Source organism: Asticcacaulis sp., from assembly GCF_051956075.1.
Taxonomy (GTDB): domain Bacteria; phylum Pseudomonadota; class Alphaproteobacteria; order Caulobacterales; family Caulobacteraceae; genus Asticcacaulis.
In genome coordinates this window covers 39,916-58,705 of record NZ_JBQCGA010000030.1, presented here as the reverse complement: position 1 = coordinate 58,705, position 18,790 = coordinate 39,916, and the positions used below count along the sequence as shown (strand labels likewise).

Here is an 18,790-nt window from a genome sequence, read left to right as displayed (position 1 = left end):
CTGAAATTTAGGAATTAGCACCCACGGGAAAGCAGACGATATCCGATGATCGGTAACGCAAAATGAGTACGAATTTCTCCGCGCTCTCAAGCGCCGATTTCGAAGACCTCGGCCGGGATCTGATTGGAAAGCTGCTCTCGATCCGTTTCGAAGCCTTTGGCCCAGGGCCGGACGGCGGCATTGATGGGCACCACTCAGCTGGTGGCCATACGACGATCCTGCAAGCAAAGCATTATGAGCTCTCCTCATTTGCCGGATTGGCAGGCGTCATGCGCCGCTCCCGCAAGACCATCGATAAGCTGAGCCCAACGCGTTACATTCTAGTGACCTCTCGCCATCTCACGCCCAGGAATAAGGCCTCGCTCGCGAAAATCATCGGACCCAGCCTGCGTTCTGAAGACGACGTTGCCCCCAGCTTTTATCCGCGTTTGAGTTCGCTCTGGCGGTTGCGGTCGGTCGGCTTTCTCTCGCGTTGGAGATCTTGATGGATTCTGCAGAAACTGATATTCGCTCACGAAGTGGCGTCTTTTTTCATGACGAAACGGCCCGCACGCTCCCCGAGATCTGCTCTTGGCATAGAACTGCTAGACTGTATGATGCGTGGAAGTAAGAACTGAATATCACCGTGGATTTAGCCGCGCGTGTTGGTTTTGCTTTCTGTTTATGGGGGCTGATCTTGACGACGTCATTTCAAACTAATCCTGTTTCATTGAAAGATCTCATGCGCGAGTGCCATGACGGGAAGTTGCAACTCCCCGATTTTCAACGCGGATGGGTTTGGGATCAAAATCGGATCATTGATCTCCTTGCGTCAATCTCCGAGGGTTTTCCTGTTGGCGCCTTAATGACTTTAGATGCGTCAGGTGAAGTGTCTTTTGCGGTGCGGCCCGTAGAAGGCGCTCCCACACCAATTAAGCCCCTTGAAGCGTACCTGCTCGATGGCCAGCAGCGAATGACCTCGTTGTATCAATCGACATTTTCACAAGTCCCAGTTGCCACGCAGACAGCAAAAAAGCGGCCGATCAAGGTGCATTTCTATTTCGATATCCGCGCTGCTCTGGATCCAAATGTGGCGCGTTCTGATGCCGTGATTGCCGCGCCGGAGGACCGAATCATCCGGCAAAATTTCGGCCGGGACGTAAAGCTCGACCTGTCATGCGAAGAGCACGAATTTGAGGCGCTTTATTTTCCCATCGATCGGATTTTCGATGAAAACCGGTGGCAGATTTCAGCAGCACAATGGATGGCGAAGGATCCCATGGCTCGGCAGGAGAAATGGGAACTTATCAATCGCTTCGCCCAGGAGGTCGTGAATAACTTCACGTCCTACCACGTACCTGTCATCAAGCTTGGCAAGGATACGTCGCGTGCCGCCGTGTGCCTAGTGTTCGAGAAGGTCAACACGGGTGGCAAGCCCCTTGATGCCTTCGAACTGGTTACGGCAATGTATGCTTCGGAAAAGTTCCATCTCCGCGACGACTGGAAGGCCCGCCGCGAGCGCTTGATTAACCAGAAGGTGCTAGCGAAGATTGAGCCAGTTGAGTTTTTGCAGGCCGTCTCCCTCCTCTATACCAAGGAGAGTCGCGACGATGCGATTTCCGCAGGATTAGAGCCGCCTGCGATCAGCGCCACTCGCAACAGCTTGCTACAAGTGCCACTGGCTGCCTACCGCAAATGGGCGGATAAAGTTGAGGCCGGATATGTGTCCGCGGCAAAGTTCCTTCATTCACTGAAGATCTTCAATTCGCGCGATCTGCCATACCAGACGCAATTGGTGCCGTTGGCCGCGATCTTTGCTGAGCTTAATTCGGCTTGGGAAAACGACGCCGTGCGACAGAAGCTGGCCAAATGGTACTGGTGCGGTGTTTTCGGAGAACTCTACGGTTCAGCGGTTGAAAGCCGCTTTGCGCTCGACATCCGCGACTTCTCGCCTTGGATCAACGGCGGTGCCGAGCCGCAGACGGTGCAGCGCTCAAGTTTCGAGGAAAAGCGTCTTCGCACTCTACGTTCGCGCTTGTCTGCTGCGTACAAGGGCGTTCACGCCCTACTGATGAAGTCCGGGGCCGAGGATTTCAAATCAGGTCAGTCCTATGACCAGACCGTGTTCTTTGATGAGAACGTGGACATCCACCATATCTTCCCGGAAGCTTGGTGCAAAAACCAGAAGATCGAGCCCGCGATCTACAACAGCATCGTGAACAAGACTCCGCTGACGTCCGCCACTAACCGCATGCTGGGCGGCGTCGCTCCGTCGGCGTATATTGGCCGATTGACGAAGGGGAACGACAACAACCCGCCCATTGCGGCAGATCGCCTGTCTGCCATTCTGAAAAGCCACGAGATCGAGGAAGCACTGCTGGCTGCAGACGATTTCGACGGTTTCATGGATATGCGTCGTTCCAGACTGTTGTCATTGATCGAAACTGCGATGGGCAAGGAGGCCGTTCGCGAAAGTATTCTGCCCGCGGACGAAGAAGACGAGTACTACGGCGAGGAGGAGATGGAAGAAGCCGCGTGAGGCCCAAACCAGACCGTTCTTCCCTACGTCGATCACCAAGGCATTGCGTGACGCCGCAAGAATTTCTCAACAAATGGCGCAACATCGAGCTCAAGGAGCGTTCAGCGTCGCAAAGCCATTTCAATGATCTATGCGCATTACTGGGAGTTCTCGATCCCATTTCCGCCGATCCCAAGGGGGGAAATGGTTCGTATTCTAGACAGGTGCTGCTAAGACCACTGGCGGCGATGTCTGGCCGATGTCTGCCCCCCCGACCTGGTGGTTCGCGAACCGGAAGTGGTGCCCGGCTATCCCGACCGCATCCTGCCCAAGGACGACGTGGCGGTGAAGGAACTGGCGAAACGCACCCTCACCAACCTCTACAACGCCCGCCCCGCTTAGCTCGACCATGCCCACCGCGCGCTTGATGAAGCGGTGGCCGATGCATACGGCTGGGGCAATGATTTCCGTAACGGCCCGCTAACCGACAACGAAGTGCTCGCCCGCCTTTTTCGACTCAATCAGGAAAAGGCGAACGCCTGAATAAAATGATTGCGTCAGATTTTCCATGAAATTCGATTTCACTTCCGTTTTATTAATGCGTGGATTGGCCATATTTCCGGTAAGGACCAAATCCGGCAGGTCGCCTTCGCGCCCCAAAGGAGACATCCTCGTTGCACCGAACTTTCGTGCCCAAAAGCGGACGGTACAATGGTCGGCAGTTGCAGACCTAAAACTTTGACCTAAAGATTGGCCGGCTTCAAAAATTGCCTCAATTAAAGTGAGGATCGCCCTCGAACCTAGGGCTCACCGCGCAGTGAGGCTTGATAGCCGGCAGCAAGCGTCTCCAAGGGAATGCATTTCTGCGCACGGACGAAGGACGTTTCCATTGCCTCGGCTGGCAACATGTACAGAACGTCCAACGGAAGGGTTTCGCCCGCGAGCCGTATCTCCTTCTGAAGCCGACTTAAGGCGGGACCATCCGTTCCAATGATCAGGATATCTATGTCGCTTCCGGTACCAGTGACCCATGATCCGAACATATAAGCCTCGAACCCGTATAGCGCCGCACAAGACCTTAGCAAGTGATCGGCCACCCTACATGCCGTTAGCGGCGCGCCTTCATTAGCGCTTTTAAGTCTTCCCATTTCACCACTTCGCATCCCAGATTGTCTGCTGCTTCTATCGCCCTGGTGGTCGGCCCTCCATTTGGATTTATGCACCAGATCACATCGACGCGGCCGAACCGATCCCAAAGGCTGCGAACACCCGCTGCCGTAGGTTCGTATTCCATGAGCATCCCGATCCTCAGTACCTTGCCCGTCTTGAGTGTCACCCGGTAAATCCGGTCGAATTCACGTTCGATGCTTTTAATCAGACCGAATTGACGCAGAAGTCTATCGGCGAAGCGAAAGGTCTTATGGCCAACAGAATTGGCATCTCCCTTTATTGCCGCGGACGCGAGGGTGCCAATATTTCCCCATCCTATGCCAGCGTCTTCCAGGTACTCGATTGTAGCCCCCTCCCAGACACATTCCGCACGATACCCGCAGAGGAAATCAAGACCGGGTACACTGTCCACGTACGACTTCGCTAATCCTATATCTACAGTATATTCAGCCGAAATCGCTGCGACGACATTGGGCTGTTTCGGCGCCTCGATCTTGATGACATCGCCATCGACGTGGACCGCGCTTAGATTTCCAACATCGTTAAGGTAATCAAGTGCGTATTTGACCTGCCAGTTCACGAGAAGATACCTGCCATTTCTTTAGGAAAGCGAATTGCATTGCCGGCGACACCACAGACATGCCGCTCCACAAGCCCACGCACATGCTCCCGGTATTCCGCGAATATTGCACGTTCGCCGGGGTTAGCATGATGCAGGTTGGCCGCGATGATTGCTTGAATTTGATAGTGGTTGGGCAGAATGACACTCCTCATTCGGGCAGTCCAAAGGCGCGCACTTTCTGATTCAGGATCGTATTCGAAATCGCTCCCCTCACTCGGAGCAAACCTCTTCCAGATCGCTCCATTCTCTTCCATCCGTGCCTGAACCGCGGCCCTTGCCTCGTGACGCTCGGCATAGGCCTTGATCCCCTGATGAAGGGCCAGATGTGCCAAATGATTTTGTTTCCAGTCCAGAAGCAATGCCCGAGGGAAAGCATCCGGATCTTTGTCAATTTTGGTATGGCAGGTCGGACAGAGGAGCAGCAAATTCTCGCTGGAATCGACATCAAAATTCTCTGCAGGCCTGTCGGCGTGACGTGGGCCTTTTTCCCCATGTGGGATGACATGCGCCATTTCAGCAATATGCTTGTCTCCCCCCATCTCGACCGGAAAAAGCAGGGCCAGGCATTCCGGTCGCTGGCAGTGCCCCGCCGCGTCCGAGAAAAGTCGAAGCTTTGTTGCCGCTGGAATTGCGTTGCGGTCAGCCATTATTGACAAGCCTAAGCCCTGTGGATCGACCCCCTGTCAATCCATTGATATTCACAAGACGTCTAAACGACCGTCACGCTAACATCAAGCTACGGTTGTCTTTTCAAAACCTTATCCCATGGCCATATCACGCCGGTCTGATAGCAAGAGTCTTGGTGTGATAGACATGGCACTAATGAGCATCATCAGATGCGCGTCCTCAGCCCAGCGAAAGCACCGATCAGAAAAAGCGGGTATCATTCAACAGCGAATTAGCTTAGAATCCCTGAGGGGAGTGCACTTCCAAATTGTCGTGCGTTAATAGTTTATATTGTCGGTCAACTCATCAACACTTCCAGCCATTTCGCGTTTATTTTCGTCAACTGTTTTTCGGGAACTCGCGTCAAAAGGCAAATCAGCGCTCTTCACCAGATTGGTGAAAGAGTCGCTGCTGCTTGAACGACACTCATCGTCCGATTGTGTCGCCGATCTATTCGAGACGGCCTTCAGTTTACTTCGGTTCGGTGAGCGCCGCGACGAATATGTCTACAAAGCCGCCCTTACCCATAAAATATTGCTGGGAAAGCATTCGCTTAAAACCGCGTCGATGTTGAATGAATTCAGGGTAGGCCCATGCAAGGCAGATCTCGCGATTCTCAACGGCACCGCTACGGTTTACGAGATTAAATCCGAACGGGACTCCCTTTCTCGCTTGGAGCGCCAAATCCTCGCTTATGAAAAAGTGTTTCCCAGCGTCATCGTCATCGCTGGCGAAAACCACATTGATTCCGTGCTCGCCTCGACGCCAAACGAAATTGGCGTGCTCCAGCTCTCGAAGCGTCATCAGATCAGCGAGGTCAGAAAAGCCGTCGACAGACCAGACCGCGTTTGCCCCACCACGATTTTTGAATCTGTCCGTACAAATGAGGCAAAGGCGATCCTGACTTACCTCAATATAGAAGTGCCGAGAGTTCCCAACACCGTCATGCACGCCGAACTAAGGAAACGCTTTGAAGGCCTGCCTGCGCGAGACGTACACGTGGCTATGGTCAAAATCCTCAAGTGCACGCGAAACCTGGCTCCCCTCTCCGAACTGGTGGAGAACCTGCCACTATCCCTGCAGCCAGCCGCGCTCTCAACGACAATCCGCCGTTCCGATCATCATCGTTTAGTCTCGTCGCTGACCACCAATCTTCAAGAAGCTATGGCTTGGGCATAGGATCAATATGTATCACCCCTACTTCCGCGGTAAGCAGAACGAACTGATAACAATACGAGAAAATGCCTCGATCCTAGCCAAGGCCAAGTTCATACCTATTATTGAGCCGGTCAAGGAATCATTGGGGGGCCTGACGAAAGCCTTGAAAGCCGTTTGCCAAGCGAACGGCCAAGCCGTCGTTTTGATCAATCCGCACCACGGCGATCATTCAAGTGACGGCGCCGAAATCTCTTCGATGTTAAAAGACGAATATGTCGGCAAAGCCGGTATCGAAGCAGGCATTCTTTTAAAAAAGAGCATGACGACCGCCGACGTCATGACATTTTTCAATGGGCACAAAGACCATCCCTGCACCTTGGTCCACGCTGGGTTTATCGATGGGAAAGGCCTCGCTGAAGCATTGGGCGCTGAACTGCCCAAAATACGACACGTCTTTACCGAAGAAAACAAACTGTACCAACGCCACTTCAAGAACGCGACCCGCGTTCTGATCCGGGATGGCTTCAAAAAACAGCGCAACCGCGACTACGAGCCGGTAGAGTTCTTCTCTAACCTGCACATCACCTATGCCGACGAGGGCATGAATGGCTTCGGCGATTTCCTGACCGTCGGCGATGAGTTTCTTGAGGGCGGTGGTCCGGCCTACGCCATTGCCATACACCTGACATTCATCGATCCTGATCAAGACGACGCCATGTACGTCTATCATTTCGTTTCTGACCGGGTTGATACCCCCACGGACCCGGCGGGTAAGTTTGCGGAAGCCTTAGCCAAGTTGGTCGCACAACTGGATGCGCCAAATTCGAAGATACTAAAAACGAACGCCGCTCTAGAGTTTAAAGAAATCTTCGAGAACCAGCATTTCCCTGGGCTGGGATATGTAAAAAAGCTCTCCATGCAGCATCATATCGAGACGCTTGCCGACTATTTCAAATGATAACCACCGTTTTCAAATGTTGCGGCGAGTGTTTTAACGATCGCCAGTTGAAAAAGAACACCATTCCCGCCTTGAGCAAGGAAAGCGGGAAGTGTCACTTTTGCCAAACGGAAAATACGGCGCTTATTCGTCCCAACGAATTGGAAGATCTGTTTGCACCGTTGATATCCATCTATGTCGAAGACGAGGCCGGTGCATCTCTGGTTCAGTGGCTCCGCGACGACTGGGGCATTTTCACACATCCAAATATCGATGATGCTCGGGCGATACATCTGCTGGCAGAAGTGCTCGCCAATTATGACATCACCAAAAAGAATTTTAGCCCCTCGCCGAGGTACCTCGGTGACGGTTTACAGCAATGGGAAGAGCTTCGAAATGAGCTCATGTATACGAACCGCTTCTTTCCAGACAAGAAGATCGATACAGACCGAATGACATCCCTTCTTCCCGGATTAGTTGCCGAAGACCTGCCGGACCAATGGTATCGCGCACGCCTACACCAGGGCGGTGCCGGATATACGATTGAACAGATGGGCCCGCCCCCTAAGCGCATTGCATCTCATGGAAGGGCAAACCCACCAGGTATTCCATATCTATATCTCGGCTCTACCGAAGAAACCTCAATTTCGGAGGTCCGCCCCCATACTGGGGAGATTGCCTCAATTGCAGACTTCACCCTTGGTGAAGGTCTAAAAATGGTCGACCTGAGAGATCCACGATCGCTCTTGTCGCCTTTCATGTATGGCGACGAGGATCAGATTGGCGCTCTGCGAACCGATCTGCCCTTCCTTCACCGCCTCGGCGAAGAACTGACGCGACCTGTATTACCCCAAGGTGCAGCCATCGATTATGTGCCCAGTCAGTATCTGTGTGAGCTTATAAAAAAAGCAGGATATGACGGCGTCATATACCGAAGTTCAGTGAGTGATGGCATGAATCTCGCTCTATTCAACCCCAACCGCGCCGCGCCAGGCGCGGTTAACGTCAGGACCGTGGCCAAGGTTCAGGTCACTTTGGCACCCGTCTAAACCTAAAACGCAAGGTCCGCCATGACCGTAGGAACCATTTATCATTATCCGCCTGAGCTCTTCTCCCTTCTGATCGACGCAATCCCCTTACTTGCGCGTTCGAAAAAAGATGTACTCGCATTTTTTCGTGGCGCCGGCATGAAGCCGTCACAGATGATTGACGTGGAGGAGGCGTTTACGAACGATCGCAAGTCCATCAACAAATACGAAATGGCGCGCCGCCTTTTAACGATTTTGAATGAAGACGGGGATGACAGCCTAACCGTACGCCGGCAGCTTTTGCGGCGGGTCGTCGAGTTTGAAGACTTCACGCGTTGTTGGGAAAGCGACGTGCTTCCGGCGAAAGGTCTCGTCGCCGAAATCCAGCGCGTAATAAATGTCAAAGATAGCTTCACACGCATGGCGCAGGCGAAGGAGCAGGCGACACAGGCCCGCCAAAACCAGCGTGAGAATGAGCTTTCGTCCGCCGCCAAGCTTGCACGAGAAACGCGCGACAAGATCGCCACCGCCAAGGAACGGCTATTTGCCCTTTTCGCCGATCCAGATGCCCATAAGCGTGGAAAGAGCCTGGAAGGGGCGCTAAACGCACTGTTCGCCGCCTACAACATTCTCGTCGCAGAGGATTTTAGACGTATCGGTGCCAATGCGGAAGGCGTTCTTGAACAAATTGATGGAGTTATAGAAATTTCCAATGAGCTCTTTCTAGTCGAGATGAAATGGTGGGCGGAAAAGCTTGGTCCCGGTGAAATAAGTCAGCACGTGAACAGATTGATGATGCGCGCCGGTGTGAGCGGTCTGTTCATTTCGAACTCGGGATACACGCCTGCCGCTTTGGAACTGGCGAATGATGTTTTGAACCATCGGCTGCTGGTACTTTGCACGCTGGAAGAGGTCGTCCTGCTCCTTGAGCGTGAAGGCGACTTGCTGGATTTTATTGCAACAAAGGTTCGCTCAGCTAAACTGAACCGCCTGGCGTTCCGGGAAATCCGAAAATGATCAGGAACGGCACCGATGTCGGCCATAGATATGATGTCGAATGTCTCCTCTTCGGCAAAAGTGGCACGATACGAAGGTCCGGTATGGGCCAACTCCAGCCAACTCCCAGCCAGAAGCATCACCTCAGTTTCGCTCGTTCGAGCTTGATTAGTTATCGCCGTTCGGCTCCTTCAAGTCCGCCCGTGTCCACGGGCCTTAATCCCATTCGGCGTTCTGCTGGCCTCCGGTTCCGTCGTGCTTGCCAGCCTCACCGTGGAAAACCTTTTCAATGATTTCGTTCTGCGCGTGGCGGGCGCGACGCACATTGATGGCGGAAGCGTCCAGGGTGTTCTTGATATGAGCGGCGTAGAATCGCTCGATCATTTCAACGGAGGTGCGACAGTTCTTGGCGATCTGATAAATGTCGGCCCCTTCCATGAGGCGCATGCAGATATAGGTGTGCCGTAAGGAATAGGCGGTCCGCGCCTGACCGTCGCGGTCATATCTGAGCTTGTAGGCGTCAAGGACGCGATTGAACATCTTGACCTGATCACCAGGGAAGAGCGGATCCTGCGGCTCGGGATAGGCTTCAACAATGGGATCGACCGTCTCCCCTCTCCGCTCTTTACGTAAGCGCTCAACCTGCCGCCCGGTGACGACGGGCTTGGGCCGGGAGAGCAGACGCTTGTACGGGAAGACCGCCCCCGGCATGGATTTGCAGTAACCGACGCCGCGCTTGCCACGCACCTCGATCTCTAAAATCTCCTCGCCGGTGGCGGCATCGCGCACAATGGTGACGTCGCGATGCTGGAGGTTCTTGGCCTCGTCCGGACGAAGCCCCGTATTGCCCATGAACAAAACGAAGTCATGCAACTGCTCGGCGCTCCAGCGATGGCGAGGACCAGCGCCTTGCGCATGCTCGCGCGTCGCCTGATAGAGGGCCTTATATTCCGCCGGTGAGAACCACGGACGATGCACGACCTTGCCCTGGGTGCGATAGGGCGCCGACAGGTCCGGCAACGCGGTCAGCCAGCCATGGCGCAGCGCGGTCTTCAGCACCTGGCGCAGGGTGACGATTTCATCATGGAGGGTGGAGCGAGAGGGGGGACGGATCGGCTTCTGCGCCTCCCCGTCCTTCGCCCTTGCGGGTTTCCTTCCGCTTTGACCGGCGCGATGCACGCGATAATCCTGCACCTTGCCCGCCGTCACCTCGGAGATGCCGAGATTGCCGAAGAAAGGCCGCAGGTGCAGCCGTAACCGCATGCGATGACCTTCCACCCACCGCTCGCTGCGCTGCCCCTCGGTGATCGCAACATATTCGCGCTCGAACTGATCGGCGACCTTATCGAAGCTGATCTCCTTCTTTTGGATCAGTCCCGCGCGCGCCATGCCGCGCAGGTTCAGATACCAGTCCTCCGCCGCCACCTTGGCCAGAGCCAGATCGTCTTCCTTAGTCGAGGCGCGGTGCTGCACGCCGTTGATGGAGGCCGAACAGTGCCAGACCCGCGTCGTGCGCCGATAGAGCTGGACCTTGCCGCTTAAAATCTCGTGCCGTGTCATCGCAAATCCCTAGCTTTTGCGTGTGCAAAGCCATCATGCGACTCCTGCGAGAGATTGTCAAATCGGTGTGCTAGACCGGTGCTAGGCCTAAAATGCAGAAAGCCTCCCAAGGGAGGCTTAGAACGTGTTGATTTCGTTGAATGTTTGGTTGCGGGGGCCAGATTTGAACTGACGACCTTCAGGTTATGAGCCGGTCGATGGCGGGTTGCGGCTCGGTGAACCAGGTCGCGCCGTTGTCGGTGACGTACATATGGTCTTCGAGCCGCACGCCGAAGGCGTCGGGCATGACGATCATCGGCTCGTTCGAGAAACACATGCCGGGGGCCAGCGGGGTTCGGTCGCCGCGCACCAGATAGGCCGGTTCATGGATGCTGAGGCCGATGCCGTGGCCGGTGCGGTGCGGCGTGCCGGGCAGGTTGTAATCCGGGCCAAGACCGTGCTTTTCCAACACGGCGCGCGCCGCATAGTCGACGTCTTCACACGGCTTTCCGACTTCGACGGCGGCGAAGGCGGCGGCCTGCGCCTCTTTTTCAATATCCCAGATGCGGCGCTGCTCCGGCGTCGGCTCGCCGAAACTGTAGGTGCGTGTGATGTCGGAGGTGTAGCCTTGCACATAGCAGCCGGTGTCGACCAGAATGAGTTCGTTCTCGCGCAGGGTCTGTACGCCGGGCAGGCCGTGCGGATAGGCGGTGGCGCGCCCGAACTGCACGATGACGAAGCTGTTGCCCGCGGCGCCCAGCTTGCGATGCGCCGCTTCGATGAAGTTGATCACCTCGGTCGTGGTGATCCCCTCGCGGACAATGCGCGCCGTCGCCTGATGGACCTGAAGCGTCATCGACTTGGCCTGCTGCATCAGGGCGATTTCGGCAGGCGACTTGTACATGCGGCAGCCATGGATCACGGGTGACGCTTCCCTAATCTCAAGCCCCGTTTCGCGACCGAGGCGATGAACCATCTCAAAGCTCATGGCCGGGTCGACGGCGATTTTCGATAGCCCCCGGTCCGCCATCGCCTGCTTGATCAGGGCGTACGGGCTTTCATCTTCCTGCCACAGCCGCAAATCGCCGGTGATGTTCAGGTCGGCCTCTAAAGAGCCGCGCTCGAAGAAGGGACAGATGAAGATCGGCTCGCCCGTCACCGGCAGCAGCATGGCGACCAGACGCTCCGACGCGCCCCAGGGCACGCCCGCGAAATAGTTGAGGCTGGCGCCCGCCCCGACCAGCAAGGCGTCCGCGCCCAGATCGCGCGTCAGGCGGCGGGCCTTGTCCAGCCGCGCCAGCCGTTCGGCCAGGCCGATCATCGGCACCGGGTTGGATGGCGGCGTCAGCTTCGCCAGTTCCGCCTCTATGCTTGATCCGCCTATGCTCATCTCTGTTACCTGAACCGTTCTGCATCTCGACGCCGAGCACGACCTCGTCCAGTCGATCAAGCTGGCCGAACAGATTATGGGCCGCGGCTCGGAGCGGGTGCGCATGCCGCGTATGCCGCTGACCGGCGCGCGACGCGCGGAAGTCACCGCCCTGGTCGAAACGGCCGCCGCCACGCGCCCCAGCCTGAAGATCACTCAGGCGGCGTAATATGCGTCACACCTTCTTCTGCATCGACGGCCACACCGCCGGCAACCCCGTCCGCCTCGTCGCGGGCGGGGCGCCCTTGCTGGCGGGCGGGACGATGTCCGAACGGCGGCAGGACTTTTTGAACCGTTTCGACTGGATCCGCACCGGCCTGTGCTTTGAGCCGCGCGGTCATGACATGATGTCGGGAGGGTTTCTCTATCCGCCGACGCGAGACGATACGGATGCGGGGATCCTGTTCATCGAAACCTCCGGCTGCCTGCCCATGTGCGGCCACGGCACGATCGGCATGGTGACCTTCGCGCTGGAGAACGGTCTGATCACGCCGCGCGCGCCCGGAAAATTGAAGCTGGAAGTCCCGGCGGGCGTGATCGACATCGCCTATCAGAGCGAAGGCGCGCGCGTGACCTCGGTGAAGATCGTCAATGTCCCCGCCTATCTGGCCAGACGCGGCCTCATGATTGACGTCCCGGAATTCGGCCCGCTGACGCTCGATGTCGCCTATGGCGGCAATTATTACGCCATAATCGAGCCGCAAGGCGCCTATACCGGCCTCGACGATCTGGGCGCGGCGCGCCTCATCGACTTGTCGCGCACGGTCCGCAAGCTTGTCCAGGCGGTCTACGAGCCTGTCCATCCACTGGATTCCACCATTCGGGGCGTGTCGCATGTCCTGTGGGCCGACAGGCCGAAACACGACGGCGCGGATGGCCGCAACGCCGTCTTCTACGGCGAGCGCGCCATCGATCGCTCGCCCTGCGGCACAGGCACTTCGGCGCGGATGGCGCATCTGCATGCGCTGGGACGGCTGAAAAAGGGCGACCGCTTCGTGCATGAAAGCTATATCACCAGCCGTTTCACCGGTCGGATCGAGGACGAGGTGGACGTGGACGGGCAACCGGGCATCATCCCCTCCATCGAAGGCTCGGCGATCGCGACCGGCTTCAACACCCTCTGGATCGACCGCGAGGATCAGTTCTGGCAGGGTTTCCAGGTTTTGTAAGGGGAAGATGGCGGGCGTTCGCAAACTGGTGATCATAGGGGGCGGCGCAGCCGGATGGATGTGCGCCGCCGCTTTCGCGCGCGCCCTCGGCGGCCCTGCCCTCTCCGTTACGCTCATCGAATCCGAGGAGATCGGCACGGTCGGCGTCGGCGAAGCGACGATCCCAACCTTGCTGGATTTCAACGCCTTTCTCGGCGTCGACGAAAACGCCTTCATGCGCGAGACGGCGGCGACCTACAAGCTCGGCATCGAATTCGTGAACTGGAGCAGACCGAACAGCCGCTATTTCCATCCGTTCGGCGATTACGGCGTCGAGATGAACGGCGTCGCCTTCACCCACTACTGGCTGCGTTACCTGCGCTGCGGCGGCGCGTCCGATTTCGGCCTGTTCAACGCCCAGACCCTCTCTGCGCGGCAAGGCCGGTTTGGCCGGTTGCAAGAGATCAATCCGAACATTCCGCCGGTCAATTACGCCTTTCATTTCGACGCCGGGCTTTATGGCCGCTTTCTGCGCAAGCTCGCCGAAGGTATGGGGGTGACCCGCATCGAGGGCCGTATCGAACGGGCTGAACAGGACGCGCAAACGGGCGATGTGACCGCCGTCGCCCTCACCGACGGACGGCGCGTCGAGGGCGATCTTTTTATCGACTGCTCCGGGTTTCGCGGCCTGCTGATTTCAGAGACGCTCAAGGTCGATTTTGTCGACTGGAGCCATTGGCTGCCGTGCAACCGCGCCGCCGCCGTAGCGTGCGACAAGACCGGTCCCGCCCTGCCCTTTACGCGCTCCACCGCTCAGGAGGCGGGCTGGCAATGGCGCATTCCGTTGCAGCACCGCACCGGCAATGGCTATGTCTTCTGCGACGCCTATCTGTCCGAGGACGAGGCCTGCGCGAAGCTGTTGTCGCGTCTGGACGGGCCATCCCGCAGCGACCCGCGCGTCCTTAAATTCACCACCGGCCACCGCAAGCGTATGTGGGTGAACAATGTCGTCGCCATCGGCCTGTCGTCCGGCTTTCTGGAGCCGCTGGAATCGACCGCCATCCATCTGGCGCAGACGGCGATCTTTCGCCTGCTCAAATATTTCCCGAATGGTCCGATCGTCCCTGCCCTGCGCGACGGCTTCAACACCGAGATTCTGGCCGAGTACGATAACGTCAAGGATTTCCTGATCGCGCACTACAAGATCACCCGCCGCGACGATACGCCGTTCTGGCGCGCCTGCCGCGACATGGCTGTTCCTGACAGCCTGAAAAACCGGCTCGACGTCTTCGCCGCGCGCAACATCACTCAGGTCAAGGCTGAGGAGTTGTTCAAGGAAGCGAGCTGGTTTGCGGTGCTAGCGGGCCAGGGACTTATCCCCGCCAGCTATCACCCCGCCGCCGACCGGATGCCTTCAGACGAATTTCGCTGGCGCATGGACCGCATAAGGGAAGGCACGCAGGGCCGCGCCGCCGCCATGCCGCCGCACGAGGCCTGGATCGCCGCGCATTGCGCAATGACGCAGCAAAGGTCTGCGTAATTCTGGTGCATACGCACAATTGCGCTTGCAAGTGCATGCGCCAGCGGATTACATCAGGTATACTTTATATAAATAGCGATGTTTTATTGTGAGCCATCGTGATTCGGAGCCGCGCCATGAGTCTGGTGGTTCAGACCCTCTCAGAACAGATTTTCAGCCTGATCCGCGAACGGATCATTTCCGGTAAAATTCCCGCCGATGTGGCGATCCGTCAGGATGCTCTGGCCGCCGAGTTCGGCGTCAGCAAAATTCCCTTGCGCGAGGCGCTGGCGCGTCTGGAGCAGGACGGCCTTCTGGTGTCGCAGGCCAATCGCGGCTTCTTCGTGCGCCCCTTGAGCGCCGACGAGGCCGAGGAGGTCTATGCGCTGCGGCTGAAGCTGGAGCCGGAGGCGGTCGGCATGGCCTCGAAGGTCGCCACGGACGCCGATCGCAAGACGGCGCGCGACGCGCTGGCGGCGCTGGATGCGGCGTCCGTGCATGACAAGGCCGAGGTCGGCAAGCTGAACCGCGCCTTTCACATGTCGCTGATCCGCCCGATCAAGCGCCCGGTCACGCTCCAGATCATCGAGCGCCTGCACATCATCTGCGAGCGCTATGTCGGCAAGCATTTAGAGCCCGCCGGTCGCGACGACCGCGCCCATCATGAGCATCTGGCCATGCTGAATCTGTGGTCCGAGGGCAAGGACAAGGAGGCCGCCGCCATGATGCACGACCATATCTCCTCCACCCTCGCCGATCTGCGCCGCCAGTTCGAGGCCGAAAAAGCGGCATGAGCGATTTCGCCCTCCATGCGTAAAAAAGACCGGAGGCAGTCCCTCCGGTCTTTTTTGTTATTCCCCGGCGCGCTTGCGAATCCGGCTGTTCCAGTAGCCGTAGCTGAAATACAGCGTCAGTCCGATCATCATCCAGATCAGGGTGAAGACCTGGCTCTGCACCGGCAGGCTTGAGAAGATGAAACCGCAGCCGCCAATGGCCACAAGACCTGTCAGCCAGTATACCGGCGTCTTGAACGGGCGCGGCAGGTCCGGGCGTTTATGGCGCAGCACGATCATCGACACGCTCACCGCAACGAAGGCGATCAGCGTGCCGGCGTTGGACAGTTCGGCGATCTTCTTCAGCGGCACGAAACCGGCGAACACCGCAACGAAAATGCCGGTCAGCAGGGTGATCAGGGCCGGCGAGCCCTTGGCGTTGACCTTGGCGACGATGGACGGCAAAAGCCCGTCGCGCGCCATGACGAAAAAGATGCGGCTCTGACCGTACATCATGACGAGGATGACCGACGGCAGGGCAACAATGGCCGCCCCGCCGACCAGAGCGGCCATCAGCGGATGGTTCAGGCTGCGCAGCACATGCGGCAGAGGCTCGCCGCTATTGGCGATCTCCTGAAACGGCGCGGCGCCGACTGCGACAGCCGCCACCAGCATGTAGATGAGGGTCGAAACCAGCATCGAGCCAATAATGCCGATGCTGAGGTCGCGGCTGGGATTCTTCGCCTCCTCCGCCGAGGTCGAAACCGCGTCGAAGCCGAAGAAGGCGAAGAAGACCACGGCGGTCGCGGCCATGACGCCGTATTTTTCGCCGACGACCTCGTGGGCCAGGAAGCCGAACGGCAGGAAGGGATCGTAATGCCCGGCCCTGATGGCGGGCAGCCCCATGACAATGAAGGCGCCCAGGGCGATGATCTTGATGAAGACGAGGATGATGTTGAGCGTGGCGCTTTCGCGCGCGCCGATCAGCAGCAGTCCCATCACGGCCAGCGACACCAGAACGGCGGGCAGGTTCATAATCCCGCCCGCATAGGGGCCATTGAGCAGGGCTGCGGGCAGATGCAGACCTATGCCGTCCTCCAGCCAGCCGACGAGGTGCGCCGACCAGCCGACAGCCACGGTCGAACAGGCCAGGCTGTATTCGAGGATCAAAGCCCAGCCGACGATCCAGGCCGGTAGCTCGCCCAGGGCCGAATAGGTATAGGTGTAGGCCGAACCCGCCTGAGGGATCATGGTCGACATTTCGGTATAGGCTAGGGCCGCGCAGGCGCAGACGACGCCGCAGAGCGCGAAGGCCAGGATGACGCCCGGCCCGGCCAGCCCCGCCCCTACGCCGGTCAGCGTATAGATGCCAGTGCCGATAATACCGCCGATGCCGAGCGCCATCAGATGCGGCCAGCTCAATGTCTTGGCCAGAGTCTTGTATTCGTGCGGGGCCTGCCCCAGCGGTTTGAGACGAAAGAGCGCCATGTGGTGTCCTTTGAAACGTGTTTTGCCATGTGAAACATGAAAAAGGCCGCGCCGGAAGTCCGGGCGGCCTGATTTTAGCGTTTGGGAACGCGCTGGATCTGGGTTGGACCGGCGTCGAGCGGCAGGTCTACGCCCTTTCCGTCACCGGCCAGTGCGGAAATCGCAGGATCGTAGGCAAGCAGGACGACAGGGAACTCTGAGAGTGTTAAAAAATATCATATAGTATATATTATATGTTTGGCGTCTTATATACGCAGACAATTATGGGGCCAAATCTGCGCACACGCCTCGTCGGTCGCCGTAATAAAGGACGCGGCTGGCGGCTGTGGCCGGGACGCGCCTCAAGCCGCTTGTGCGGCATTTCGACTGTAAGGCGCCGTTACAAGGCATCTCTCCTGGCAGCATACCGCCCACACCCCATCGAACCTGATCGCTTAGGCGCCGCCAACATGCTTGATACATGCACACCACATGCCATGTACATGTCATGTCAGGTGCAGGGCGTCGTTTGGCTTTCATTCGCGAAAGCGGTCGTCGCCTCGGCCCGACGCGGACGCGATTGCAGCGGATGTCGAACGACATTGAAGCCCCCATTGGATTATTATATTACAATAAAAGAAACTTCGGGAGCGAAGGCATAATGACAAGCCGCAACACATGGAGCCTTACAGCGGCGAGAAGGAAGCCACGGTCCGGGCGAGCTGGCCGTGGAGCGGACATTACGAGGTGAATCCCAAGCTCTGGGCGTATGCGCACTATGGTCAGTTCAGCGCGATCGGCTGGACCTATTTGAACTATGCCAGCGGCGAATTGAGCCAGGGCGGCAGCTATGTCACCTTGGTGTCTCCGCAGAACGACTATAGTGTCATTATCGAGACGAAGAACGCTTCAGCGCCGCAAACCATCCGCCTCAGGGTCAGCGGCGGCCTGTCCACGGCGCCGTTGAGCGTGTGGCGAAGCACCGCGACGGAACAATTTGTCCGTCAGGCCGATCTGGTCGCCAAGGATGGCGTCACCTCCGTGACACTCGAACCGCATGCGGTTTACACCTTGTCGACGACGCGCCGGCAGCAAAAGGGCGGATTTGCCGACCCGCCTCAACGCACAGCCTTTCCCCTTCCCTTATCGCGACAGCTTCGATGAATATGAGCAACCTGAAAAGTGGGGTTATCTGCCCCGCTATTTCGCAGATATATCCGGCGCCTTTGAGCTGAGCGCATGCCCCCGCCGTTCAGGCCTTTGCCTGCGGCAGTCGGCGCCGGAACCTGGGGCGATTACACCGTCAGCAGCGACGTGTTTCTGGATAAGACTGAAACCGCCGCGCTGCTCGGCCGGATCAACAATGTCGGTTACGGCTATGGCATTATTCCGAAAGGCTACATCCTTCGACTGACGGGCGACGGCAAGCTCGTTCTGTCCGTCATCCGGGGCAAACTCGATAAGAAAGCGCTGGTCGGAGACGCTGAACAGCAGGCCATGATCCGCGCCGGGGTCGACAGCGGCGAAGGTGGGGAGAAGTTGCTGGGAACGGCCAAGGTGTCCCACGCCTCAGGCAAATGGCATACGGTTAAACTGCGTTTTAAAGGCGACCAGATCACAGCCATTATTGACGGCAGAGCTGCGATTACCGCAACGGACGGCGCCTATGCGACCGGCATGGCGGGGTTGCTCGCGGGGCGCGCCGGCGCACACGAAAGCCGTCCGTATTTCGATAATTTTTCCGTCGCGCCCGACCCGTATAGATCGCCTCTGCGCCAACCCCCTCTCATAGCGAAGCCGATGTACCCGTAAGGAGACAGGGCGCTCAGATGAACTCAAGG

18 protein-coding genes and 1 pseudogene are annotated in these 18,790 nt (G+C 57.7%); 12 read left to right on the top strand and 7 right to left on the bottom strand.

Annotated features, from left to right (window positions below; translation table 11 throughout):
- The first annotated feature begins 62 nt into the window (after positions 1-62).
- Both ACTHLA_RS08125 and ACTHLA_RS08120 read left to right on the top strand, forming a co-directional pair.
- Positions 63-485 carry a restriction endonuclease gene (locus ACTHLA_RS08125; RefSeq protein ID WP_440187110.1) on the top strand — a complete coding sequence of 141 codons (423 nt, stop codon included), beginning with the start codon at positions 63-65 and terminating at the stop codon, positions 483-485.
- Positions 486-625: 140 nt separating this feature from the next.
- Positions 626-2,518, top strand: coding sequence for a GmrSD restriction endonuclease domain-containing protein (locus ACTHLA_RS08120; protein WP_440187107.1), 1,893 nt, complete (start codon positions 626-628; stop codon positions 2,516-2,518).
- Positions 2,519-2,977: 459 nt separating this feature from the next.
- Here the strand turns inward: ACTHLA_RS08120 and ACTHLA_RS08115 are convergent, their stop codons facing one another.
- The 4 genes from ACTHLA_RS08115 to ACTHLA_RS08100 all read right to left on the bottom strand — a co-directional run bounded on the left by ACTHLA_RS08115 (position 2,978) and on the right by ACTHLA_RS08100 (position 4,936).
- On the bottom strand, positions 2,978-3,157 hold the full coding sequence (locus ACTHLA_RS08115; RefSeq protein WP_440187105.1) for a hypothetical protein: 180 nt from the start codon (positions 3,155-3,157) through the stop codon (positions 2,978-2,980).
- Positions 3,158-3,297: 140 nt separating this feature from the next.
- Positions 3,298-3,645 carry a nucleotidyltransferase domain-containing protein gene (locus tag ACTHLA_RS08110; RefSeq protein WP_440187102.1) on the bottom strand — a complete coding sequence of 116 codons (348 nt, stop codon included), beginning with the start codon at positions 3,643-3,645 and terminating at the stop codon, positions 3,298-3,300.
- The gene (locus ACTHLA_RS08105) at positions 3,606-4,247 is read right to left on the bottom strand and encodes a hypothetical protein (protein ID WP_440187099.1); all 642 of its coding nucleotides are present in this window, start codon (positions 4,245-4,247) and stop codon (positions 3,606-3,608) included. The genes ACTHLA_RS08110 and ACTHLA_RS08105 overlap by 40 nt, the downstream gene beginning before the upstream one ends.
- Positions 4,244-4,936: an HNH endonuclease signature motif containing protein gene (locus tag ACTHLA_RS08100; RefSeq protein ID WP_440187096.1), complete on the bottom strand. Its 693-nt coding sequence runs from the start codon at positions 4,934-4,936 to the stop codon at positions 4,244-4,246. Before ACTHLA_RS08100 ends, ACTHLA_RS08105 begins: the two co-directional genes overlap by 4 nt.
- Before the next feature lie 310 nt (positions 4,937-5,246).
- Between ACTHLA_RS08100 and ACTHLA_RS08095 the strand changes: the two genes are divergently transcribed.
- The 4 genes from ACTHLA_RS08095 to ACTHLA_RS08080 are packed head-to-tail and all read left to right on the top strand — an operon-like array spanning position 5,247 to position 9,095.
- Entirely contained in the window at positions 5,247-6,134 is an 888-nt protein-coding gene (locus tag ACTHLA_RS08095; RefSeq protein WP_440187093.1) for a sce7726 family protein, read from the top strand.
- A 7-nt stretch (positions 6,135-6,141) separates the two neighbouring features.
- Positions 6,142-7,071, top strand: coding sequence for a sce7725 family protein (locus ACTHLA_RS08090; protein WP_440187090.1), 930 nt, complete (start codon positions 6,142-6,144; stop codon positions 7,069-7,071).
- Between the two features lie 47 nt (positions 7,072-7,118).
- A complete protein-coding gene (locus ACTHLA_RS08085; RefSeq protein ID WP_440187087.1) occupies positions 7,119-8,099 on the top strand; it encodes an RES family NAD+ phosphorylase in 981 nt (326 codons plus the stop codon).
- A 21-nt stretch (positions 8,100-8,120) separates the two neighbouring features.
- On the top strand, positions 8,121-9,095 hold the full coding sequence (locus ACTHLA_RS08080; RefSeq protein WP_440187084.1) for a restriction endonuclease: 975 nt from the start codon (positions 8,121-8,123) through the stop codon (positions 9,093-9,095).
- Positions 9,096-9,290: 195 nt separating this feature from the next.
- Here the strand turns inward: ACTHLA_RS08080 and ACTHLA_RS08075 are convergent, their stop codons facing one another.
- Both ACTHLA_RS08075 and ACTHLA_RS08070 read right to left on the bottom strand, forming a co-directional pair.
- A complete protein-coding gene (locus tag ACTHLA_RS08075; protein WP_440187081.1) occupies positions 9,291-10,634 on the bottom strand; it encodes a tyrosine-type recombinase/integrase in 1,344 nt (447 codons plus the stop codon).
- A gap of 178 nt (positions 10,635-10,812) precedes the next feature.
- Entirely contained in the window at positions 10,813-12,003 is a 1,191-nt protein-coding gene (locus ACTHLA_RS08070) for a M24 family metallopeptidase (protein WP_440187078.1), read from the bottom strand.
- A 16-nt stretch (positions 12,004-12,019) separates the two neighbouring features.
- On the opposite strand from ACTHLA_RS08070, the pseudogene ACTHLA_RS08065 reads away from it, so the two are divergent.
- The 4 genes and pseudogenes from ACTHLA_RS08065 to ACTHLA_RS08050 form a co-directional block, all read left to right on the top strand.
- Positions 12,020-12,211, top strand: a pseudogene (locus ACTHLA_RS08065) (dihydrodipicolinate synthase family protein); the annotation flags it as partial.
- A 1-nt stretch (position 12,212) separates the two neighbouring features.
- A complete protein-coding gene (locus tag ACTHLA_RS08060; RefSeq protein ID WP_440187075.1) occupies positions 12,213-13,211 on the top strand; it encodes a 4-hydroxyproline epimerase in 999 nt (332 codons plus the stop codon).
- Between the two features lie 7 nt (positions 13,212-13,218).
- The gene (locus ACTHLA_RS08055) at positions 13,219-14,730 is read left to right on the top strand and encodes a tryptophan halogenase family protein (protein ID WP_440187072.1); all 1,512 of its coding nucleotides are present in this window, start codon (positions 13,219-13,221) and stop codon (positions 14,728-14,730) included.
- Between the two features lie 116 nt (positions 14,731-14,846).
- Entirely contained in the window at positions 14,847-15,503 is a 657-nt protein-coding gene (locus ACTHLA_RS08050) for a GntR family transcriptional regulator (RefSeq protein WP_440187069.1), read from the top strand.
- A 57-nt stretch (positions 15,504-15,560) separates the two neighbouring features.
- Here the strand turns inward: ACTHLA_RS08050 and ACTHLA_RS08045 are convergent, their stop codons facing one another.
- The gene (locus ACTHLA_RS08045; protein ID WP_440187066.1) at positions 15,561-16,970 is read right to left on the bottom strand and encodes an amino acid permease; all 1,410 of its coding nucleotides are present in this window, start codon (positions 16,968-16,970) and stop codon (positions 15,561-15,563) included.
- 657 nt (positions 16,971-17,627) lie between these two features.
- Here ACTHLA_RS08045 and ACTHLA_RS08040 point away from each other — a divergent pair.
- A complete protein-coding gene (locus ACTHLA_RS08040; RefSeq protein WP_440187063.1) occupies positions 17,628-18,113 on the top strand; it encodes a hypothetical protein in 486 nt (161 codons plus the stop codon).
- 75 nt (positions 18,114-18,188) lie between these two features.
- Complete coding sequence (locus ACTHLA_RS08035) at positions 18,189-18,761, top strand: hypothetical protein (protein ID WP_440187060.1); 573 nt, start codon at positions 18,189-18,191, stop codon at positions 18,759-18,761.
- Positions 18,762-18,790 lie beyond the last annotated feature (29 nt).